The organism is Sphingomonas rubra, assembly GCF_900115745.1.
In the GTDB taxonomy this organism is placed as follows: domain Bacteria; phylum Pseudomonadota; class Alphaproteobacteria; order Sphingomonadales; family Sphingomonadaceae; genus Sphingomonas; species Sphingomonas rubra.
Genome location: NZ_FOXP01000004.1, coordinates 161,176 through 179,798, shown reverse-complemented (window position 1 = coordinate 179,798; position 18,623 = coordinate 161,176). Strand labels below are relative to the sequence as shown.

At 65.4% G+C, this 18,623-nt stretch carries 21 protein-coding genes and 1 tRNA gene; 12 read left to right on the top strand and 10 right to left on the bottom strand.

From position 1 onward, the window contains the following. The first annotated feature begins 104 nt into the window (after positions 1-104). Positions 105-1,556: an AMP nucleosidase gene (locus tag BM145_RS06540; protein ID WP_093332659.1), complete on the top strand. Its 1,452-nt coding sequence runs from the start codon at positions 105-107 to the stop codon at positions 1,554-1,556. Between the two features lie 102 nt (positions 1,557-1,658). On the opposite strand, the gene ettA is transcribed toward BM145_RS06540, so the two are convergent. Continuing rightward, a complete protein-coding gene (gene ettA / locus BM145_RS06535; RefSeq protein ID WP_093332657.1) occupies positions 1,659-3,338 on the bottom strand; it encodes an energy-dependent translational throttle protein EttA in 1,680 nt (559 codons plus the stop codon). 122 nt (positions 3,339-3,460) lie between these two features. Here ettA and BM145_RS06530 point away from each other — a divergent pair, with 122 nt between their 5' ends. The 5 genes from BM145_RS06530 (at position 3,461) to BM145_RS06510 (ending at position 7,275) form a co-directional block, all read left to right on the top strand. Beyond that, the gene (locus tag BM145_RS06530; RefSeq protein ID WP_093332656.1) at positions 3,461-4,915 is read left to right on the top strand and encodes a M28 family peptidase; all 1,455 of its coding nucleotides are present in this window, start codon (positions 3,461-3,463) and stop codon (positions 4,913-4,915) included. Between the two features lie 144 nt (positions 4,916-5,059). Then, complete coding sequence (locus BM145_RS06525; RefSeq protein ID WP_093332654.1) at positions 5,060-5,305, top strand: hypothetical protein; 246 nt, start codon at positions 5,060-5,062, stop codon at positions 5,303-5,305. Between the two features lie 56 nt (positions 5,306-5,361). Next, positions 5,362-5,628, top strand: coding sequence for a hypothetical protein (locus BM145_RS06520; protein WP_093332653.1), 267 nt, complete (start codon positions 5,362-5,364; stop codon positions 5,626-5,628). A gap of 110 nt (positions 5,629-5,738) precedes the next feature. Beyond that, positions 5,739-5,811, top strand: a tRNA-Ile gene (locus tag BM145_RS06515). Between the two features lie 162 nt (positions 5,812-5,973). Beyond that, complete coding sequence (locus BM145_RS06510) at positions 5,974-7,275, top strand: tyrosine-type recombinase/integrase (protein WP_093332651.1); 1,302 nt, start codon at positions 5,974-5,976, stop codon at positions 7,273-7,275. Here BM145_RS06510 and BM145_RS15620 read toward each other — a convergent pair. The 9 genes from BM145_RS15620 to BM145_RS06470 all read right to left on the bottom strand — a co-directional run bounded on the left by BM145_RS15620 (position 7,263) and on the right by BM145_RS06470 (position 11,460). Further along, positions 7,263-8,057, bottom strand: a complete 795-nt coding sequence (locus BM145_RS15620; RefSeq protein WP_143090117.1) for a hypothetical protein — start codon at positions 8,055-8,057, stop codon at positions 7,263-7,265. The genes BM145_RS06510 and BM145_RS15620 overlap by 13 nt on opposite strands. A 276-nt stretch (positions 8,058-8,333) precedes the next feature. Further along, entirely contained in the window at positions 8,334-8,579 is a 246-nt protein-coding gene (locus tag BM145_RS06505; RefSeq protein WP_093332650.1) for a helix-turn-helix transcriptional regulator, read from the bottom strand. Between the two features lie 64 nt (positions 8,580-8,643). Beyond that, on the bottom strand, positions 8,644-9,054 hold the full coding sequence (locus tag BM145_RS06500; protein ID WP_093332648.1) for a hypothetical protein: 411 nt from the start codon (positions 9,052-9,054) through the stop codon (positions 8,644-8,646). Further along, a complete protein-coding gene (locus BM145_RS06495) occupies positions 9,051-9,464 on the bottom strand; it encodes a hypothetical protein (protein ID WP_093332647.1) in 414 nt (137 codons plus the stop codon). The genes BM145_RS06500 and BM145_RS06495 overlap by 4 nt, the downstream gene beginning before the upstream one ends. Beyond that, the gene (locus BM145_RS06490) at positions 9,461-9,757 is read right to left on the bottom strand and encodes a hypothetical protein (RefSeq protein WP_093332646.1); all 297 of its coding nucleotides are present in this window, start codon (positions 9,755-9,757) and stop codon (positions 9,461-9,463) included. The genes BM145_RS06495 and BM145_RS06490 overlap by 4 nt, the downstream gene beginning before the upstream one ends. Positions 9,758-9,771: 14 nt before the next feature. After that, complete coding sequence (locus BM145_RS16220; protein ID WP_218149630.1) at positions 9,772-10,680, bottom strand: hypothetical protein; 909 nt, start codon at positions 10,678-10,680, stop codon at positions 9,772-9,774. Beyond that, positions 10,680-10,898, bottom strand: a complete 219-nt coding sequence (locus BM145_RS06480; RefSeq protein WP_093332644.1) for a hypothetical protein — start codon at positions 10,896-10,898, stop codon at positions 10,680-10,682. Before BM145_RS06480 ends, BM145_RS16220 begins: the two co-directional genes overlap by 1 nt. Further along, entirely contained in the window at positions 10,898-11,152 is a 255-nt protein-coding gene (locus BM145_RS06475) for a hypothetical protein (RefSeq protein WP_093332643.1), read from the bottom strand. The genes BM145_RS06480 and BM145_RS06475 overlap by 1 nt, the downstream gene beginning before the upstream one ends. After that, positions 11,149-11,460, bottom strand: coding sequence for a hypothetical protein (locus tag BM145_RS06470; RefSeq protein WP_093332641.1), 312 nt, complete (start codon positions 11,458-11,460; stop codon positions 11,149-11,151). The genes BM145_RS06475 and BM145_RS06470 overlap by 4 nt, the downstream gene beginning before the upstream one ends. A 585-nt stretch (positions 11,461-12,045) precedes the next feature. Between BM145_RS06470 and BM145_RS06465 the strand changes: the two genes are divergently transcribed. The 6 genes from BM145_RS06465 (at position 12,046) to BM145_RS06440 (ending at position 17,942) form a co-directional block, all read left to right on the top strand. Next, positions 12,046-12,690, top strand: coding sequence for a hypothetical protein (locus BM145_RS06465; RefSeq protein ID WP_093332640.1), 645 nt, complete (start codon positions 12,046-12,048; stop codon positions 12,688-12,690). Positions 12,691-12,740: 50 nt separating this feature from the next. After that, positions 12,741-13,088: a LexA family transcriptional regulator gene (locus BM145_RS06460; RefSeq protein WP_093332638.1), complete on the top strand. Its 348-nt coding sequence runs from the start codon at positions 12,741-12,743 to the stop codon at positions 13,086-13,088. An 86-nt stretch (positions 13,089-13,174) separates the two neighbouring features. Further along, the gene (locus tag BM145_RS06455) at positions 13,175-15,415 is read left to right on the top strand and encodes a hypothetical protein (RefSeq protein WP_093332636.1); all 2,241 of its coding nucleotides are present in this window, start codon (positions 13,175-13,177) and stop codon (positions 15,413-15,415) included. Between the two features lie 247 nt (positions 15,416-15,662). Next, positions 15,663-16,199 (top strand): hypothetical protein, encoded by a 537-nt coding sequence (locus BM145_RS06450; protein WP_143090116.1) that lies wholly within the window; start codon positions 15,663-15,665, stop codon positions 16,197-16,199. Further along, positions 16,084-16,722, top strand: a complete 639-nt coding sequence (locus BM145_RS15990) for a hypothetical protein (protein WP_177200106.1) — start codon at positions 16,084-16,086, stop codon at positions 16,720-16,722. The genes BM145_RS06450 and BM145_RS15990 overlap by 116 nt, the downstream gene beginning before the upstream one ends. Before the next feature lie 2 nt (positions 16,723-16,724). After that, a complete protein-coding gene (locus tag BM145_RS06440; RefSeq protein WP_093332631.1) occupies positions 16,725-17,942 on the top strand; it encodes a DUF1996 domain-containing protein in 1,218 nt (405 codons plus the stop codon). Positions 17,943-18,623: the final 681 nt, after the last annotated feature.

Here is an 18,623-nt window from a genome sequence, read left to right as displayed (position 1 = left end):
GGACCAAGCAGCGGGACGCTCGCGACCCTGGATGCCGGGACAAGCCCCGCACGACGGGGAGCCCCCGTCTTGCCAGCGTCATGGGCGGCGCGTAACCATGCGCGATGACAATCGCTTCCCACATCGTCGCGGAACTGGACCGCCTCTATACCGCCTCCGTCGACCGCCTCCAGGCCGCGCTGACCGCCTATCTGGCCGACGGCACGATCCCCTCCCCCGACAGTCGCCGCGACGGATCGTTCGCCTATCCCGAAATCCGCCTGACCTTCGCCGGCGAGCCTGGTCGTCCTGCGCCGCTGCGCTCGTTCGGCCGGCTGGTGTCGCCGGGCGAGTATCGGATCAGCGTCACCAAGCCCGCGACCTTCGCCGATTATCTCATCGAGCAGTTGACGCTGCTGATCGAGGATTACGACGTCGCGGTGTCCGCGGTGCCGGGGCGGCAGGAGATTCCCTTTCCCTACGTGCTCGATCCCGGCCACGCGCTGAGCCTCGACACCGTGTCCGCGTCCGAACTGGCACGCTTCTTCCCGGCGACCGAGCTGGCGCATATCGGCGACGAGATCGCCGACGGCCTGTGGATGACCGCGGACGGCACGCGGCCGCTGGCGCTGTTCGACGGCCTGCGCACCGACTTCAGCCTCGCCCGGCTGCGCCATTACATGGGCACGCCGGCCGAGCACGTGCAGCGCTTCGTGCTATTCACCAATTACCACCGCTACGTCGACGAGTTCGTCCGCTGGGGAGCGTCACAGCTGGGCCCGAGGGAAGACGGACGCGCCAGCCGCTTCACTGCGTTGTCGGGAGCGGGCAACGTGCTGATCGAGCGGGCCGAGGACGTCGACCAGATCATCTCCGACAGCGCTTGGCGACGGCACCAGATGCCCGCTTATCACCTGATCGCAGCGGACGGCACGGGGATCACGTTGGTCAACATCGGCGTCGGACCGTCTAACGCCAAGACGATCTGCGATCATCTCGCGGTGATGCGGCCCGAGGCGTGGCTGATGATCGGCCATTGCGGCGGGCTGCGGCCGTCGCAGCGGATCGGCGATTACGTGCTGGCGCACGCGTACCTGCGCGACGATCATGTACTCGACGACGTGCTGCCGCCGGAGATTCCGGTGCCGGCGATCGCCGAGGTGCAGGTGGCGCTCGCCAAGGCGGCGGAGATCGTATCGGGTCAGTCGGGCGAGGATCTCAAGCGGCGGCTGCGGACGGGGACGATCGTGACGACCGACGATCGTAATTGGGAGCTGCGCTATACGCAGTCGGCGCTTCGCTTCTCGCTATCGCGCGCAGTGGGGATCGACATGGAGTCGGCGACCATCGCGGCGCAGGGGTATCGGTTCCGCGTTCCGTACGGGACGTTGCTGTGCGTGTCGGACAAGCCGCTGCACGGCGAGCTCAAGCTCCCCGGGCAGGCGAACCGCTTCTACGAGCGCGCGATCAGCGAGCATATGCGGATCGGGATCGAGGCGTGCGAGCAGCTGCGGCTGGAAGGTGACCGGCTCCACAGCCGCAAGCTGCGCGCGTTCAGCGAGCCGCCGTTCCGATAAGCGCCCGTCCGTCACCCCGGCCCTGTGCCGGGGTCCAGGGTCAAACAGCGTGGACGCTCGTTGCCCTGGATGCCGGGACTAGCCCGGCATGACGGAAGGAGGTCACCGCGTCAGCTTCTTGTACGCGAGCCGCGTCGGGCGGTCCGCCGCGTCGCCCATGCGGCGGCGCTTGTCTTCCTCGTAGCTCTCGTAATTGCCCTCGAACCATTCGACATGGCTGTCGCCCTCGAACGCCAGGATGTGCGTGCAGAGGCGATCGAGAAAGAAGCGATCGTGGCTGATGACCACCGCGCAGCCCGCGAACGTCTCCAGCGCCTCCTCCAACGCGCGCAGCGTTTCCACGTCGAGATCGTTGGTCGGCTCGTCGAGGAGGAGGACGTTGCCGCCCTCCTTCAGCATCTTGGCCATGTGCACGCGGTTGCGCTCACCGCCCGACAGCTGGCCGACCTTCTTCTGCTGATCGGGGCCGCGGAAGTTGAACGCGCCGACATAGGCGCGCGTGCCGAGTTCCTGCTTGCCGAAGCGGAACACCTCCAGTTCGTCGGAGATTTCCTGCCAGACGTTCTTGTCGGGATCGAGGTGATCGCGGCTCTGGTCGACATAGCCGAGCTTGACGGTGGAGCCGACCTCGATCGTGCCGCTGTCGGGCTGTTCCTGGCCGGTAATGAGCTTGAACAGCGTCGACTTGCCCGCGCCGTTCGGCCCGATCACGCCGACGATGCCGCCCGGCGGCAACATGAAATCGAGATTGTCGAACAGCAACTTGTCGCCGTACGCCTTGGTCAGGCCCTTGGCCTCGATCACCTTGCCGCCGAGACGCTCGGGCAGCTGGATGAGGATCGCGGCCTTGCCGGCGGCGCGGCTCTCCTGCTTGGCCATCAGCTCGTCGAACGCGCGGATGCGGGCCTTGGACTTGGTCTGGCGTGCCTTGGGCGTCTGGCGCATCCAGGCGAGCTCGTCGGCGATCGCGCGCTGCTTGCCCGCTTCCTCGCGCTCCTCCTGCTCCAGCCGCTTGGCCTTCTTCTCCAGATAGCCGGAGTAGTTGGACTCGTAGGTGTAGTAACGGCCGCGATCGAGTTCGAGCACCCAGTTGACGACGTTATCGAGGAAGTAGCGGTCGTGGGTGACGAGGATGACGTTGCCGGCATATTCCTTCAGGAAGTTCTCCAGCCAGGCGACGCTCTCGGCATCGAGGTGGTTGGTCGGCTCGTCGAGCAGCAGGATGTCGGGCTTCTCCAGCAGCAGCCGGCACAGCGCGACGCGGCGGCGCTCGCCGCCCGACAAATTGGTTACCTCGGCATCGCCCGGCGGGCAGCGCAGCGCTTCCATCGCCTGTTCGAGCTGCGAATCGAGGCTCCAGCCGTCAACCGCGTCGATCTTGGCCTGGAGGTCGCCCATCTCCTCCATCAGCGCGTCGAAATCGGTATCGTCCTGCGGATCGCCCATCTCCGCCGAGATGGCGTTGAAGCGGTCGACGAGGTCGGCGACGGGGCGGACGCCGTCCTTGACGTTGCCCATGACGTCCTTGGTCGGGTCGAGCTGCGGCTCCTGCGCGAGATAGCCGACGCGGATGCCCTCGGCCGCCCAGGCCTCGCCGGTGAAGTCGGGGTCCATGCCCGCCATCACCTTCATCAGCGTCGACTTGCCGGCGCCGTTCGGCCCGATGATCGCGATCTTGGCGCCGGGAATGAACTGGAGGTGGATGTTGTTGAGAACGGGCTTGTTGGCGCCCGGGAAGGTCTTGGTCAGACCCTTCATGACGTAAGTGTACTGGACGGCCATCTGGGTGCCGGGCTCCGTGTTCGAGAGGCGGGAATCTGCCGGCACGAGATAGCGACGCGCCCGCGCATTGGCAACGCGAGCGGCGCGCCCTAGTCACCTGGGGAACAGCATAGGGGACCATCATGCACCGCCTCACCCTCGCCGCCCTGGCCGTCTCGACCGCCCTCGCCTCGCCCTCGCTCGCACAGACGCCCGTCGCCAATCCACCCGGCGGCCCGACCACCGCTTCGCGGCCCCGGCCGACGCCGCTGCCGGTCGCGGTCGATCCCAAGGTCGCCCGACTGCGCGACAAGGCGCTCGCCGATGACACGGCGTACGAGCTGGTGGAGGCGCTGACGACCGAGATCGGCCCGCGTCCGACCGGCGGATCGGCCCGCCAGGCGGCGGCGCGCGACTGGGCGGTGACACGACTGAAGGCGCTGGGTTTCAAGAACGTGCGGATCGAGCCCTACACGCTGCCGAACGTCTGGGAGCGCGGGGCGGAGACGGGTGAGGTCGTCGGCGCCTACGCGCAGCCGCTGCGGCTCACCGCGCTCGGCAATTCGGGGGCGACGCCCGCGGCGGGGATCACCGCGCCGGTCGTCTATTTCCCCTCGCTCAACGACCTGCTGCTCGCACCCGAGGGCAGCCTTCGCGGCAAGATCGCCTTCGTGTCGAACAGCATGCAGCCGACGCAGGACGGCTCCTCCTACGGCAGCGCCGGCGCGGCGCGCTTCGTCGGCCCCAACGTGGCGGCCCGGAAGGGTGCGGCGGCGATCGTCATCCGCTCGATCGGCACCGATCACGGCCGTGGACCGCACGCGGGCGGCACCAATTTCGATGCGGGCGTCGCGCCGATCCCCGCGGCGGCGCTGTCGGTGGCGGATGCGGAGAACCTGGAGCGATTGGTGAAGCGCGGCCGGCCGGTCTCGCTCAAGCTCGTCCTCACGCCGCGCTTCGTCGGCGCGCGGCGGTCCGGCAACGTGATCGCGGAGGTGCCGGGCACCGACAAGGACGCCGGCATCGTCCTGATCGGCGGCCATCTCGACAGCTGGGAACTCGGCACCGGTGCGATCGACGACGGCGCCGGGCTCGGCATCACCACCGCCGCGGCCAAGCTGGTGATGGACGCCGGCCGCCCGCGCCGCACCATCCGGATGGTCTGGTTCGGCGACGAGGAGATCGGCGGCCTGGGCGGCGACGCCTATGCCAAGGCCCACGCCGGGGAGCGCCATGCCACCGCCAGCGAGAGCGACTTCGGCGCCGACCGCGTGTGGCGCGTCGAGACCAACTTCGCCGAGGCCGCCCGGCCGATCGGCGACCGCCTCGCCGTCGCGCTGGCACCACTCGGCATCGTCCGCGGCACGGGCACGGCGGGCGACGGTACCGACATCGCGCCGGTGGTGCGCACCGGCGTGGCAGGGATCGACCTCAACCAGTCGGGCCTACGCTATTTCGACTATCACCACACGCCCGAGGACACGCTGGACCGAATCGATCCCGAGCAACTGCGCCAGAACGTCGCCGCCTGGACGACGATGCTCGCGATCGTCGCCGACGCGCCGGAGGAGATCGGGCCCGTGCCACCCCGCCCCTGATCCGCGGCGAAGCGACGAGCCGAGCCGGAACCTTTCCGGAAGATGAATTTCCTGGATTGACCCCCTGAATTGGTGGGGTATGCATTGGGGCTCGCGACGGCGGATCGTCGGGCGCGACGAATTGTCATGCTTGGGAGCTAATCCATGAAGAAGATCGCGCTCGTTCTCGCCGCCGCCGGCCTCGTCTCGGTCGCCGCCTGCAACCGCACCCCGACCGAAGCCGCTGCCGACAACGTGTCGGACAACCTGGAGGTCCAGGCCGACAACCTCGAAGCGATGGCCGACAACACGTCGAACGCTGCCGAGGCCGAGGCGCTGATGAACGCGTCGGAGAACGTCGAGGATCACGCCGACGCCGTCGAGAACCACGTCGAGAACACCTCGATGTAATTCCCTTCCCCGCTGTCCGAGCGCGGCGGGGAACCGGTTGAATTTGGAGTTATCCTATGAAGAAGATTGTGCTCGTTGCCGCCGCTGCCGGCCTGATGTCGGTCGCTGCCTGCTCGAAGTCGCCGGAAGCTGCCGCGGTCGAGAACAACGCTGACATGCTGGCCGACAACCTGGAGATGCAGGCCGACAACATGGAGGCGATGGCTGACAACACGTCGAACGGCATCGCCGCCGAGGCGATGGAGAACGCGTCGGACAACCTCGAAGACGCCGCCTCGAACGTCCGCGACGCGGGCGAGGAGAAGGCCGACAACATGCATTGATGCCGTGGCCGGGCTGGTCCCGGCCGGTATTTTGCAAGCGATCGGGCGCGTCGGCAACGGCGCGCCCTTTTTCTTTGCGCGGGCCTGCGCTACGCCGCGCGAGCGCGGAGGGGCCTGTAGCTCAATGGTTAGAGCTGGCCGCTCATAACGGCTAGGTTGCGGGTTCGAGTCCTGCCGGGCCCACCGCGCTTTTCTATCAGCACCCGTCATGAGCCATCAATCCCCCTTGTGGGGCGGGGGGCATTCGGGAGATAGTTCCCGTCAGGAGCCGTCACGATCCGGCACCAGATTTCAGCCAACGCGGGGACATCGGCGGGGGCATCCATTATGAAAGTGGGGGCATCCATGGCGCTGACCGCCGCCGAGGTGAAAAACGCCAAGCCCGGCGACCGCGATTACAAGCTCGGCGACGCCGGCGGCCTCTACCTGTTCGTGACCGCCAAGGGCGCAAAGTCGTGGCGGATGAAGTATCGATTCGCCGGCAAGGAGAAGCGGCTGACGTTCGGCCTCTACCCCGAGGTGAGCCTCGCGGAGGCGCGCACCCAGCGCGACGAGGCGCGCCGCCTGCTGCGCGAGAACAAAGACCCGTTGCTGGAAGAGCGCCGACGCGAGGCGGCGGCGGTCGCAGCCGCCGGCGCGACCTTCGAGACGCTGGCGCGCGCTTGGCACGAGGACGAGAAGGCGCGGTGGTCGGAGGGCCAGGCCAAGCTCGTCCTCCGCGCGCTCGTGCGGGATATCTTCCCGGCTCTCGGCAAGCTGCCGATCCGCGACATCGACGGCCCCATGATCCTGGTGGAACTACGCAAGATCGAGAAGCGCAAGGCGATCGAGACGGCGAAGCGCGTCCGCGGCTACGTCTCGGCCGTGTTCGAGCGCGCGATCGGCGAGCATCACGTCGAGGTGAACCCGGCGGCGAAGGTGGGCAAGAGCCTGAAGAAGACGCCGGTGGGATCGAAGCAGCCGGCGATCACCGACCTCACCGAGCTGCGCGACATGCAGAAGGCGATCGATCGGTCGACATCGAACGCTACGACGAAGCTCGCCTCGCGCCTGCTTGCCCTCACCGCGCTCCGCGTCGGCGTGCTGCGCACGGGCACGTGGGACGAGATCGGGGGCATCGACTGGGCTGATCCGGGGGCACCCACGCCGGACGCCGTGTGGCGGATCGCGGCCGACCGCATGAAGCTCGAGGTGCAGGACAAGGGCGACGCGGCGTTCGGCCATGACGTGCCGCTCTCCACCCAGGCGGTAGAGGTGCTGCGCACCCTCCACGTCCTCACCGGCCGCTACGCGCTCATGTTCCCATCCGACGCATCGACGCGCCAGCCGATGAGCGACGCCGCGCTATCCTCGCTCTACAAGCGGCTGCTCGCCGGCAAGTACAAGGGCCGCCACGTGCCGCACGGCTGGCGATCCGCCTTCTCGACGCTGATGAACGCGCGCGCGGCCGACCTCGATCGCGGCGGCGACCGCATGGTGATCGACCTCATGCTGGCGCACGTGCCGCCGGGCATGTCGTCGTCGGAATATGCTTATAATCGCGCCAGCTACGCGAAGCAGCGGCGCGAGCTGGGGCAGGCGTGGGCGGATATGATCACCGAGGGCTTGACTGACCCGATGGTAGTGGCGAACATTCAGTCGCCCTGATCGTCCGTCATAAGGGCGTCGAATTCTGTAGGCTCAGGGTCAGCCAGAATCTCCTTGTCCATTTCCAGCTTGCGGACCAAGCGATCGATTTCGGAGACGCCCACCTGCCCTGAGACGATCACGCGGAAACTTGCCGTCTTCGACAGCATGCCCGACTGCAGCACTCGCTCGTGTTGACCCATACCAAGTTCCTGCGGCGAGCCTCCGCTTTGCGGGACCGCCTTCGGTTGCTCTACTCGCTTGGGTCCAAAAAGCCCCGCGAAGTGATCCACCGCAGGTGATGGAGGCACTTCAGCTTCCTCATCTGCGGCTTCTTCGTCCGAGTAGGCGCCTTTCGTTGCGTTCACAAGCTCGCGACTCTCGCGATATACACGCACCAACCGATCCGCACCGTCCGCTTGGAAACCCACTTTTTGGAGTTTCCATTTCAGGGTCTCAGCGCTTGCGGCGGCATCGTCTTCATCGAAAAGCTGAAATGCGGATGGTGCGCGGAAGCTCGCGAGCAATGCCTCGCGATATTCTGAACTGTCAGGTGGCGCGTTCGCGAGGATGAAGCCTTCCTCAGAGATCCGTAGCTCGTCGCCCCGACCTTCTATGAGGCCGTACGCCTTCAAGGCACCGAGAACACGCAGAGATCGACCGTTCATAGTCGTGTAGCCGAGCGGCTTCACGAACGAGAGCCGCGGCGCCTTCGCACGCCCTTCTGCAGAGTACACCCGTTTCACAGCGTCGACCGCCTCACCCAGCGCCATCGACGGGAAGTTGGGACTACGATCGACCATCAGCTTTCCTCCTGCTGGGCCATGATTTAGAACGCGGAAGATGAAACGTCAACGCGTCTAATTTTACGTCTTGTTCTGAACTCCAACGGCGTTTAGATGGAACGCAGGAGGTGAGACATGACCATGAGGAGAGTCGCTCTAGCCGCTGTCACGCTCACGGACACGGCACGGGCAAAATAGAGAAGCCGCCAAGCCCGTGGTGGGGCCGGCGGCTTCGAAGTGGGCCAAAACTGGAAACTCCAACTGGCGGCAGTGCTGATAGCACTGCCGCTTTTTTTATGCCAGCGCGGGCTTGCCTGCCTGATATCCGATGGGATCGCGCACCCAGGCGACGACGTCGCTCTCGTACCAGCCGACGAGGCGCGGGCCGAGGGCCACCCGCCCCGGGAACGTCCCCCTCGCCTCACGGCGACGGATCGTCGATTCACTCAAGCCCGTCCGATTATGGACCTCCGGGAACCGCAACAGCCGATCGTCGCGCCGATCGAGCGGCGTCGACGTTGCCGTGTCGATCTTCATCATCGCGCTCACTTCTCTCCTCTCTCGTCGCGTAGAGCGACCCTCACTTTGCCCCGGCAGGAGCTGTTCAATCGGTCGCGACGGCGGCCGCGGCGACTGCCTCAACCGCATGGCGTGCGCGCGGCTCGTCACGGCGGAGCGACTGGGCCGTTCCACGGCGCATCGACCGGCTCGGCGCTGCGCCGATCAGCTTGATCTGGCTCGCCGCCTGCTGGTCGAGATCTCGCGTAAGCCAGATCGCACGATAGGCGCCGCCAGCCGGCGGCGGCACCAGGTGCGGATCGAGAACCTTCACCGCTCGCCCGGCAGTGCGCGAGAGCCAGAGCGAGGGAGCGGCGCCGCGCTCGTGCTCTGCGGCCTCGCTCTCGAAGTCCGGATAGATGCCGACCATCGGCAGGCCGCCAACGGCCAGCATCTGCATGATCAGCGACGTGCCGCACCGGCCCAGGCCGGTCACGATGATGGTGGCGTCGGTCACATCAAGCACTCCCCATCGGAGAAGACGGAGAAGCGGCACCCCGGCGCGCCTTGCACCCGCGTGATGTCGTATCCGCTGCCGGTCGACCTCGCGTCGAAGTAGGCGAGATCCGGCGTCGGCGCCCAAGCCCACGATTTGCCGTACCGCTTCTCCCAGCGCTTGATAGCTTGATCGTGCCAACGGCGACCGAGGAGGATCGCGACCGTGCATACGATCGCGCCCCACAGGGTCCATTCCTCGTCGCGGTTGCGCACGTAGCCGTCGTAGATCGTCCAGCCCTTCCGACTGTCACGCGGGCGATCCTTGATGGCGGGCGCCCAGAGCGCGACGATGCCGCGCAGTTCCTGACGGCGGCGGTACCGAGCCTCCTCGGCGTACGCCTCGCGCTCGATGCGGTGCCAGTCAGTCACGACGCTTCATCTTCAAAGTCGGTCTGGGCCAACTCGATCGCGCGCTCGATGATGCCGCGGTGATGCTCTCGGAAGGCTCGGTCCAGGTACGGGAAGACCTTCTCGGCATCTGCGGTGGCGCTGGCGATCGGGCGCAGCTGGTCGGGTAGGATGCCGCCGCTGATTACGATGCGCGGCCCGCCGCCTGTCTTGCTCAGCGCGTGGGCGCTGAACCAGCCGAGCGCGAGGGCGCCGTTGCCGCGCCGGATCAGCGCCGCCTGCTCACGCTGGATGCGCTCCAGCTCCTCGCGCAACGGGATTGGATCAATCATGCCGTGCGCTCCTCTCGATCGACCCGCTCGATCTCGGCAATTAAGAGCGCGGCAGCACGCACCAAGTTTGCGCGACGGTCCTTTGGCTTCCACTCCCAACGGTACGGCCACACCTGCTTTGGCGTGCGCAGGTGGGTGATCCAGAAGGGGCCGCTATCGCCACTCTGCGGATTGGCGAGCGCGTAACATGCGGCGGCGCGCGGCAGGGCAAGATCCCTGCGGTGCTCGTCATCATGCTCAAGGCTCCAACCCTCGACGCCGATCTGCCTCGCCCGCTCTGCGGCAACGTCGCCGATTGCCGTCGATCCTGGCAACGGCGAATGTTTCGGCTTGGCCGCCTGCTTGGCGCGGATCGCCTCGACCTTCGTCCAAATGCGAGCCAGCTCCATCTCGGCGGCGGCGTGCATGTCGAGATCGTGCGCGAGGCAGAGCGCCGCTAGCGTCACCATGGTGCCGCCCACCTCCTGCGCTGGCTCCCCGACCGGACGGCCGAAGACGTAGTCGACGAGCTGATGCGCTTCGCTCGCTGTGCAGCCGGTGGACTGAACCAGTTCGAGCGCCTCTTCCAGAAAGCGGTGGTTCCGCTCCTCACGGTCGCCGGCAATCATCTCGCCGAAGCAGGCGAGCATCCACGGCTGCACGCGAGCCTGAAATGGCGCCGGCCGCCAGTCGCCGGCTTCCAGCTGCACGAAGGCGATGCCCTTCTCGGGTCCGCAATGGCATGTCGCCGCGTAGGCGGTAGCGATTGTGTATCGGCCAGCCATGCGACGATCGACGGTGTAGCCTTCGCAGTTGTGGCGCCACCATGCGGCGTGTTCGCCGGACCAAATCAGGCATTCGTTGCCACCGAAGGCCGCCGCTACCGCCGGCGTGACATCCTCCAACTGGACGCGATTGGCCGACATCAGAACGGCACCGTGTCGAGGTCGAAACGCTCCACCTCTACGGCACGCTTCGTCACGCGAGCGATCGGCTGCAGCACGACAAAGCTGACGCCCGGGTTCTCGGTTGCAAGGCGCGAGGCTTCGCGCTCCGCGTCGGCGGCAGAGCGGTGCTGCTTCATCGGCGGGCCGCCACGCTCGCTCCAGACGAGCCAGAACGGCGGTTCATTGCTGCGGGCCATCAACGCACCTGAATAGCTGGCTCGGCGGCGGCCTCGACGCCGCGGAGCTGGGGAGAGGCCGTCGCGATTGCAGGCGCGACCGAGGGCGGCAGGGAGAGGTGGTGCCCGCGCAGGACGGCGCGGATGCGCCGCCATTGCGGGGCGATGCTGTCGACGATCACCCACACAGCGAGGTGCAGGCTGCCGGCGATGATGCCGATCGTGATCAACGAGGCGATGCCGATGGCGTGTTCGACGTGGTCGACAGCGTTCATGGGCGCGGCCCTCCTGAGATGGCGATCTTCGGTTTCTCGCGCTGGTCGGGGTACGGATCGCCCTTCCAGACGACCGTGCCCTTGATCTCGACCTTGCGGCGCTTGACGCGGTAGGTGGACGGGAAGCCGGCAGCCGCTTCCTTGACGGGCGCCTTCAGCGTGCCGATGCCCTCCAGGCGCACCAGCTTGCCGGCGGCCACCGGCGGCGCAGTGGTGGTGCATATCGTGGAGGCGGTGGCGCCATGCTGACCGGCTTCGAGCTTTGCCGCGCCGCCATGGCCGTCACGGACGTCTCCGCGCCCGAGCAAAGCGTGCTCATGGTGCTCGCCATCATGGCGGATTGCGACGACGCGACCTGCTTCCCGCCGGTACCGGTCCGACCGGGCTTACCGCGAAGACCAAGCTGTCGGAGCGCGCCGTGCAGCGCTCGATCCAGAGCCTGGTCGCGCTTGGCCACATCTCTCGCCGACAGCTCCGGCACGGCTGCGTCTACACCGTGCATCCGCGCGTCATTTCCACACCCGCCACTGTGGCGGGTGACACGGTGGCGGGCGTCAGCCTGACGGGTGACACACTGACGCCCGCCACACAGGCGCCGAGGGGTGCCACGGTGGCACCCAAACAGCCAGTAACCACCATATCCCCAGATGCTGACGCATCCGGGGAGCGCGAGCCTGCGCCAGCGCCAGCGCCGAAGCAACGAGCGCGGCAGCTTCCCGTCGACTGGACGCCCGAACCCTTCCCCGATGGCAGCGACCTCGCAGCGATCATCGCCGCGTGGCGGCCAGGCATGCTCGAGCGAACCATGTCGAAGTTCCGGGATCACTTCCGCGGCAACGGGAAGCGGATGGTCGATTGGCAAGCCACATGGCGGAACTGGGTGAGACGGGAAGATGGGACAGGATCTAATCAACGGGGCGGAGGCGGCCCATCACGGCAGTCGGGCGGTCGGTACCGCGACCCGCTGCTCGATCGCTACGCTGGCGGCGGCGATCCCGGCCTGGGTTGACCACCACGCTCTCGATGCGAGTTTGCCGCACGGCTACGGCATGCCGGTGCCCGCCGGCTCGGCACCGGCGCTGCGGGACGCCGCGATGGCCCATGCCGCCGCACTGACGCCCAGCACGCCTGACGAACGTCACCGGCTGCTGCTCGGCCTGCGCTCGGGCACCATCATCCGGGACGAGGATGCGGACGAGGCAGATGCCACGCTGAAGCTGCTGCGCGTACACCTCGACGATGTGCCGCTCGACATCCTGCAGGCGGCGTGTCGCGCCTACTGCAACGCGCCCGGCCGCCGGTTCTTCCCGAAGTCGGCCGGCGAACTGCGCACGTTCATCAATCCTATGCTCTACGAGCGCCGGGCGCGAGCCATGCGGCTCAACAGGCTCGCCGAGCAGGCCGAGCGCGAGGATGCGCGGGCGGCTGAACTCGCCGCCGATCCGCTGACGGCTGACGGCATGCGCGAGATCCTGGCGGCGGCGCGGCTGAAGCCGTCGACGATGGTATCGATCACGCCGGGCGCGCTCGCTGCGTGACTGCTGAGACGTCGTTTCCGGTACCATACACCTCAAGCGCGTGCGATCGCGTGCTGACGGCGATCCGCGTCTATCGTCGTGAACATGGCCGATCACCGACGCTCGGCGAGATCTCGCGCCGGGCCTCAGTGCGCCGGCAGCATGTGCCCCGCTATCTCTTACGTCTTCAGATCGCCGGCCACCTCACCTACGACCGCCACGCCACCGAGCCGATCGTGCTGAACGATCCGGCCGCGAACCTGTCCGACATCGACCTCGAGAACGGCTGCCATGGCCGTGGCTGGACCGTGGTTAAATCCATCGCGCCGATGATCTCAGCGACCTACCCGATCGATCCAGCGACGCCGGACTGGGCTCTGCCATCCATCAGGCAACTCGCACGCCTGGAACCACCGTGAGGATAGGTAGGCCGCCGCAATCATCAACCCTCGAGCGCCATCTCGACTCCCCTATGCTCCTAAGTCGACCCTGCTACATTGCCGAAATGATCGACATGAGAATCGTGCCCCTTGCGCTCGAAAAGGTTGGCACCGGAGACTTCGAGCGATTTGGCCAAGCGTTCTACGGCGCGCTCCAAGACCGGGAGTTTGTCCCTCTTGGGGGGATGCATGACGGCGGGGCTGAGGGATATGACGCCCTGATCGATCCCGAGGTGTTCGCCGATGAGGCAGCGACCCGTTTTCTTCAGGTTTCGAAGCAGAAGACTTTCAGAGCAAAAATAAGGCAAACAGTAAAGCGCCTGCGGGAGTACGGCCGAAAACCAGAGGTAATGACATATCTCACGTCCGAGGTCATCCCTGATCTCGATAGTGAAGAAAAATCACTCACGCGGGAGCTCGGTTGCAGAGTTTCGATCCGCGACGGCAACTTTATCACGGTAAACATCAACGCTGGACCCACGATCCAAGCCGCATTCGCGAGCTATCTCGAACCAAGCGTTGATTATCTGTATAAGCCGGGGACAGCCTCAATCGGCTCACGCACCGGAGGCTACTCGGACCCAGCTCTGGCGGTCTTTCTACGTCAAGAGGTGGAGCACCGGCGAGGGCGTGGCGATCTTTTGGAAACTGTCGCTGACAGTCTCATTCTTTGGTCACTCAGCGACACGGATCCCGACAAGCGTGTGCTGTTCGACAAGGCGGAGATCCTCAGCCGCATCGAACGCGCTTTACCGACAGCTAGACAGTTCATCCGAGGAGTGATCGACCGACGCCTTGCCATCTTGAGCGCGAAAGACGCGCCGGGTGGAAGGCAGATCAGGGCCTACCGTAAAGAGCAGGCCTACTGCCTGCCTTTCGAAACAAGGCGCATTGTCGCGGCCGAGAACGCCGAAGACGATCTGCTGAAGCTTCAGGTTTCTTGCGTGTTTGAGGACCGCTTGGCAGCGCTCGCCGATTCTGGTCCTGAGTGGCTCCGGCCGATTGTGGTCGCAGCCTGTCACGAAACTCTCGAACGCACTTTCGAGCGACAGGGCCTGCAGGTAGCTCTCTACGCCACGGACGGTGCTCAAGACGACGAGCTCTACACTGACGTGGCCGCGTTGTTGACTGATGTTGTAGATGCGCTCGACCTACAGCCCGAGCAGCGGTCGCTAGTGCGACGTTTATGCACCACGGTGCTACGCGGAACATTCTATCTCGGGGCCGAAGTGGAACGCCGCTATCTGCAGAAGCTGAGTCGGACATACGTCCTGCTCCTGCTCCTACGCAACGAGCCACGAGTAGTGGAGTACTTCAAGAGCGTCGCTTCCTCGTTCCGGCTCTACATCGGCACCGATCTAATCGTCCGGGCACTTTCGGAGCACCATCTAGCGCCCGAGAACCAAGTGACGGTCAACATGTTCAACGTCTTGACGTCAGCAGGCGCGGAACTGATCCTGACGGAAAAGACCGTCGAGGAGGTCGCCACCCATCTTCGACGCCAAATCCTCGAATTCGAGAACCACTACGAGGTTCTGGAGACTCGCATTCCTCTGGAGTTGGTCGAATACTTCGATCGACTGTTGATCCGCGCCTATTTCTATTCGCGCTTAGCGCCCGCGGAAGGTGCCGCAATCCCGAGGTCGTGGCGGGCATACATCAGCCAATTCGCGAACTTCGGCGACATACGAGCGGATAGAGGTGACAAGGAACTCGGCGCCTATCTGACGCGCAAATTCGTGATGGCGTACGAGACGACCGATCAGATGCTGCAGGGCATCGACACAGACGAGCTGGAGGAGTTGACCCAACGGCTACACGGGTTGAAGTCCAAATTTCGCGATCGCCCAGAGGGTGACGTGCTGGCCTACAACGATGCTCTGCACGTCCTTCGCGTGTATCGCCGCCGCCAAACCACCGGCGAGGAGAGTCCGGGAAATCCTTTTGGATTCCAGACGTGGTGGCTCACTCAAGACGGCAAAGTCAGGAGGGCGGCGGCGCCCTCCGTCGCAAAGCGTCATGGCGCCCGCTTCATGATGCGACCAGAATTTCTTCTGAACTACATCAGCCTTGCACCCGAGCACGCCGAAGTCGTCCAAAGCTACCGCAGCATATTTCCAAGCGCGTTGGGAGTGCGCCTGTCCGCTCGGTTGTCAACCGAGGCGTTTGAGGGTGTTCTTGCTGATGCTGCTGAAATCGTTGAGGTCGAGCCAGCACGGGCCGAAGCGATGATCGCAACGCTCACCGACCGACTAAAGGGCGATCAACTGAAGATCTACGAGACGAGCTGGGATGAAGCCGTGTGATCGGCATCGCAGATGACCTATGGTAGTTCGCAGTCCTCCTTTCGGTCTCATCTGCAGCGGCTTCCGAGCAAGAGCGATTAGCCAGAGTTCACAGCAGACGCGAAGGTTGAAAAAAGCACGGCGGCGGTGAACGTCCTCGACATGGCGATTACCGATGATGTGGTGCCGATTTGGGAAGTCCCACGGATGCAAGCACTCCGGCACATAGAGTGAACGCAGCGCCTCCCGGCACTGCGCGGGAGGAAACGTGAGGATTAGCGACGACACATCGGGCGGACGCTGGTTCATTCTGCGCACCAGTGGCGGTAACACGCTGCCGCTGATCACATCGTTGTGCGAGGCCGGTCACGACGCTTGGTCGCCAGCCCACACATTGCGTCGCGGGGTCAAGGCGGCCACGCCGAGCGGCACGCGGGAGATCGAAGTCAGGCTGCCGATCCTGCCGACGTTCGCCTTCATCCGGGCGACCGTTCGCGACCTCGATCGAGAGGCGCAGCTGAGCGACCTTGTCGCGATGGGTCGGCAAAGCCCCAGCCCCTTCCCTCCCTTCTCGGTCTTCCACCATGCTGGTCGCGCCCCGATGATCCACGAGAGCGAGATCGCTGGCTTGCGGCAGGAGGAGACCGACAAGGCGGCGCTGATCCAGGCAATCCGCTCTGCCGAGACCCATGCCGAGGCTGAGGCGATCCGCATCGCGGCCATCAAGTCTGCATCGGCGCGGCGCCGGGCCGAGGCTGCTGCTGCTCGGGAAGAGCGGCGCGTATGTCGGCAGCTGGTCCGATGATCGCCGAGACTACCGCATTCCTGGCACCGGCGCCGACGTATGGATCGTCAGCACTCCCGCGCGAGCCATCGACAAGGCCCGCTACGCCGAGATCATCTTCCCGGCCGGCGACAACGTCACGCGCTACTTCGGCGCTGTTGATGATGCCTACGTGCAGGCCGGGAAGATCCAGCAGTTCGGACCCGACCCTTACGGCAATCGTGACCCTCTGCTGTGTGCCGTGCAGGGCCCCGGCGGCTATATGGCCTACGATAGCTACCAGGGCGGCGCTGTCGGCACCTGTCCGCAGTTCAACGTCGGCGAAGTGCTCGGCGTGCTCGCCGTGCCGATCAAGGGCGCGAACGGTACCATTGTCGGCAGCCGCATCACGCTGTCGGTGAACGGCGTCGCCGGTCAGGCATCGGACACGCCGATCCTCAACGCGCGCCTGATGGCTGCCTGCCGGGCTGAAGGCCATGTCCTGCTCAACTGTGGGCAGAAGCCCTTCGCGTACTTGCCCGCCAACGCCAACCAGTGGGGTTGACCATGAAGCTGTTCTTCCATTTCGTCGTCAGCACGGCCCTCTGCCTGCCTACCATCGCGCAGGCGCAGGCCGCGCCTGATCCCGCCAACGACATCTACGATGGCGCGGTGCTGCCGCCGAAGGTTGACGACGGCATGGTGGTGGCAGACTGGCTGGAAGGCCGCCCAGCTCACGCCGACGGCGACGCGGCGCCCGACAGCCTCGGAGCCTTCCGCTTCACCTGTACGGCCGGCCGCAACGGCGCCGACGATCCGATCGTCTATGCTGCCGTGCCGAATGGCAGCCCGCATGATCACCAGTTCTTCGGCAACAGCCTGATCCGCTTCGACTCGACCTACGAGACGCTGCGCGCGACGCCGATCACCGATCTGTCGAAGTTCACCTGCCTCAACCCGCTCAACAAGTCGGGCTACTGGATCTCCGACATGCTCAACGGCGACGGCAAGGTCGTCCGTCCCGACGTCGTCACCATCTACTACAAGCGCTGGCCACGCAGCGACCCGCGGTGCCTCCGCTCCGATCGCCCCGGCATCAACTTCTGCGTCGGCATCATCCGCGGCCTGCGCTACATCTTTGGTGCCGACATGGTGACCGGCACGGTCCCGACCGGCAACTTCTACTACCAGTGTTTGGAGGGCGCCAACAGCTCGAAGGGCGAGCCCGACCTCGTCGCGGTCGGTCCTCACTGCGGCACGGCACCTGGCAGCCGGGTGCAGGCGCACATCCAGAGCCCGAACTGCTGGGATGGAAAGCTGCTCGACAGCGCCAACCACCGCAGCCACGTCGCCGACTTCCGCGACCGCGACGAGGCCGGCAACTACGTCGGCGACCACTGTCCGGCCAGTCACCCGTGGATCCTGCCGCGTTTCGAACTCGGCGCGATCTACACGCTCGACGACACCTTCAACCGCTCGGGATCGTGGACGCCCGGCACGAAGACCTGGACCTATTCAAGCGACGTCATGTTCGGAATGCCGGTGCGCCGGCCGGGGTCGACGCTGCACAGCGATTGGGACGGTGCCTGGAATGACGAGGTCGCCGACATGTGGGTGGCCAACTGCATTGACCGGCATCTCAGCTGCAACGCCGGGGATCTCGGCAACGGCTTGGCGTTGAAGACCACCGACCCGCAGAACGGCCGGCCAGCCGCGCCGCGCCTGGTGCCGCGACCGGTGCTGCGACGGGCGCCGTTCCACGTCGGCATGCATCCGGCCAGATGAAGTTGAGCGGGTACGGAGTGGGTATAAGGCTGGTAGGCGAGATTGACTCGCCTCTCTGCAGAGGAACCGCGGCGGAGGGTTCCTCCGCCGCGGTCGCTATGTCCGGAATTGGTGGAAAGCGGACATCTACCTCGGCCCGATCGCGACTGCCGATCGACCGCTACCGGAGAAGTAGCTGTGCGGCAATCGGCGTTTGAACAATCGCCGCTACGTCGCGAGCTGTGTGTTTGCGGACGGTCCGCTTTCGAAGCTAAGATGCCAGTGGCTCGGTCGACAAATTTGTATGAAGATAGGGTTCCGGCTAGGTATGAATGACGCTATGTCAGTTACGAATAACCTGACGTGTCTCTCGTCTGCGTTGCTGTAAAAAGTGGTTGATCTCACGCCACTCTGCTAGCGGCTTGCACGACGTGGTTTTTGGCACCCACCCGCTAGGTCCCCACAGTCGTCCGCAGTATAAGCGGGATTGTTCCGCCGCAGAAGCGCCCGTTGGCAAAGTGCGTTGTGCCTCAGCCTCCGTTGATCCAGTCTGGGCCAAAGCTGGCACAGCGATGATAAGGAAGGTCATTCCAATCAAAACATGTCGCAAGCTCACCTCCTCGAATTAGCTAGGCCTAATCGGTAATCCTTCTCTACGAACGATTGTTCCATCTAAGCTGCAAGGGGCTTCTGGGGCTAGGG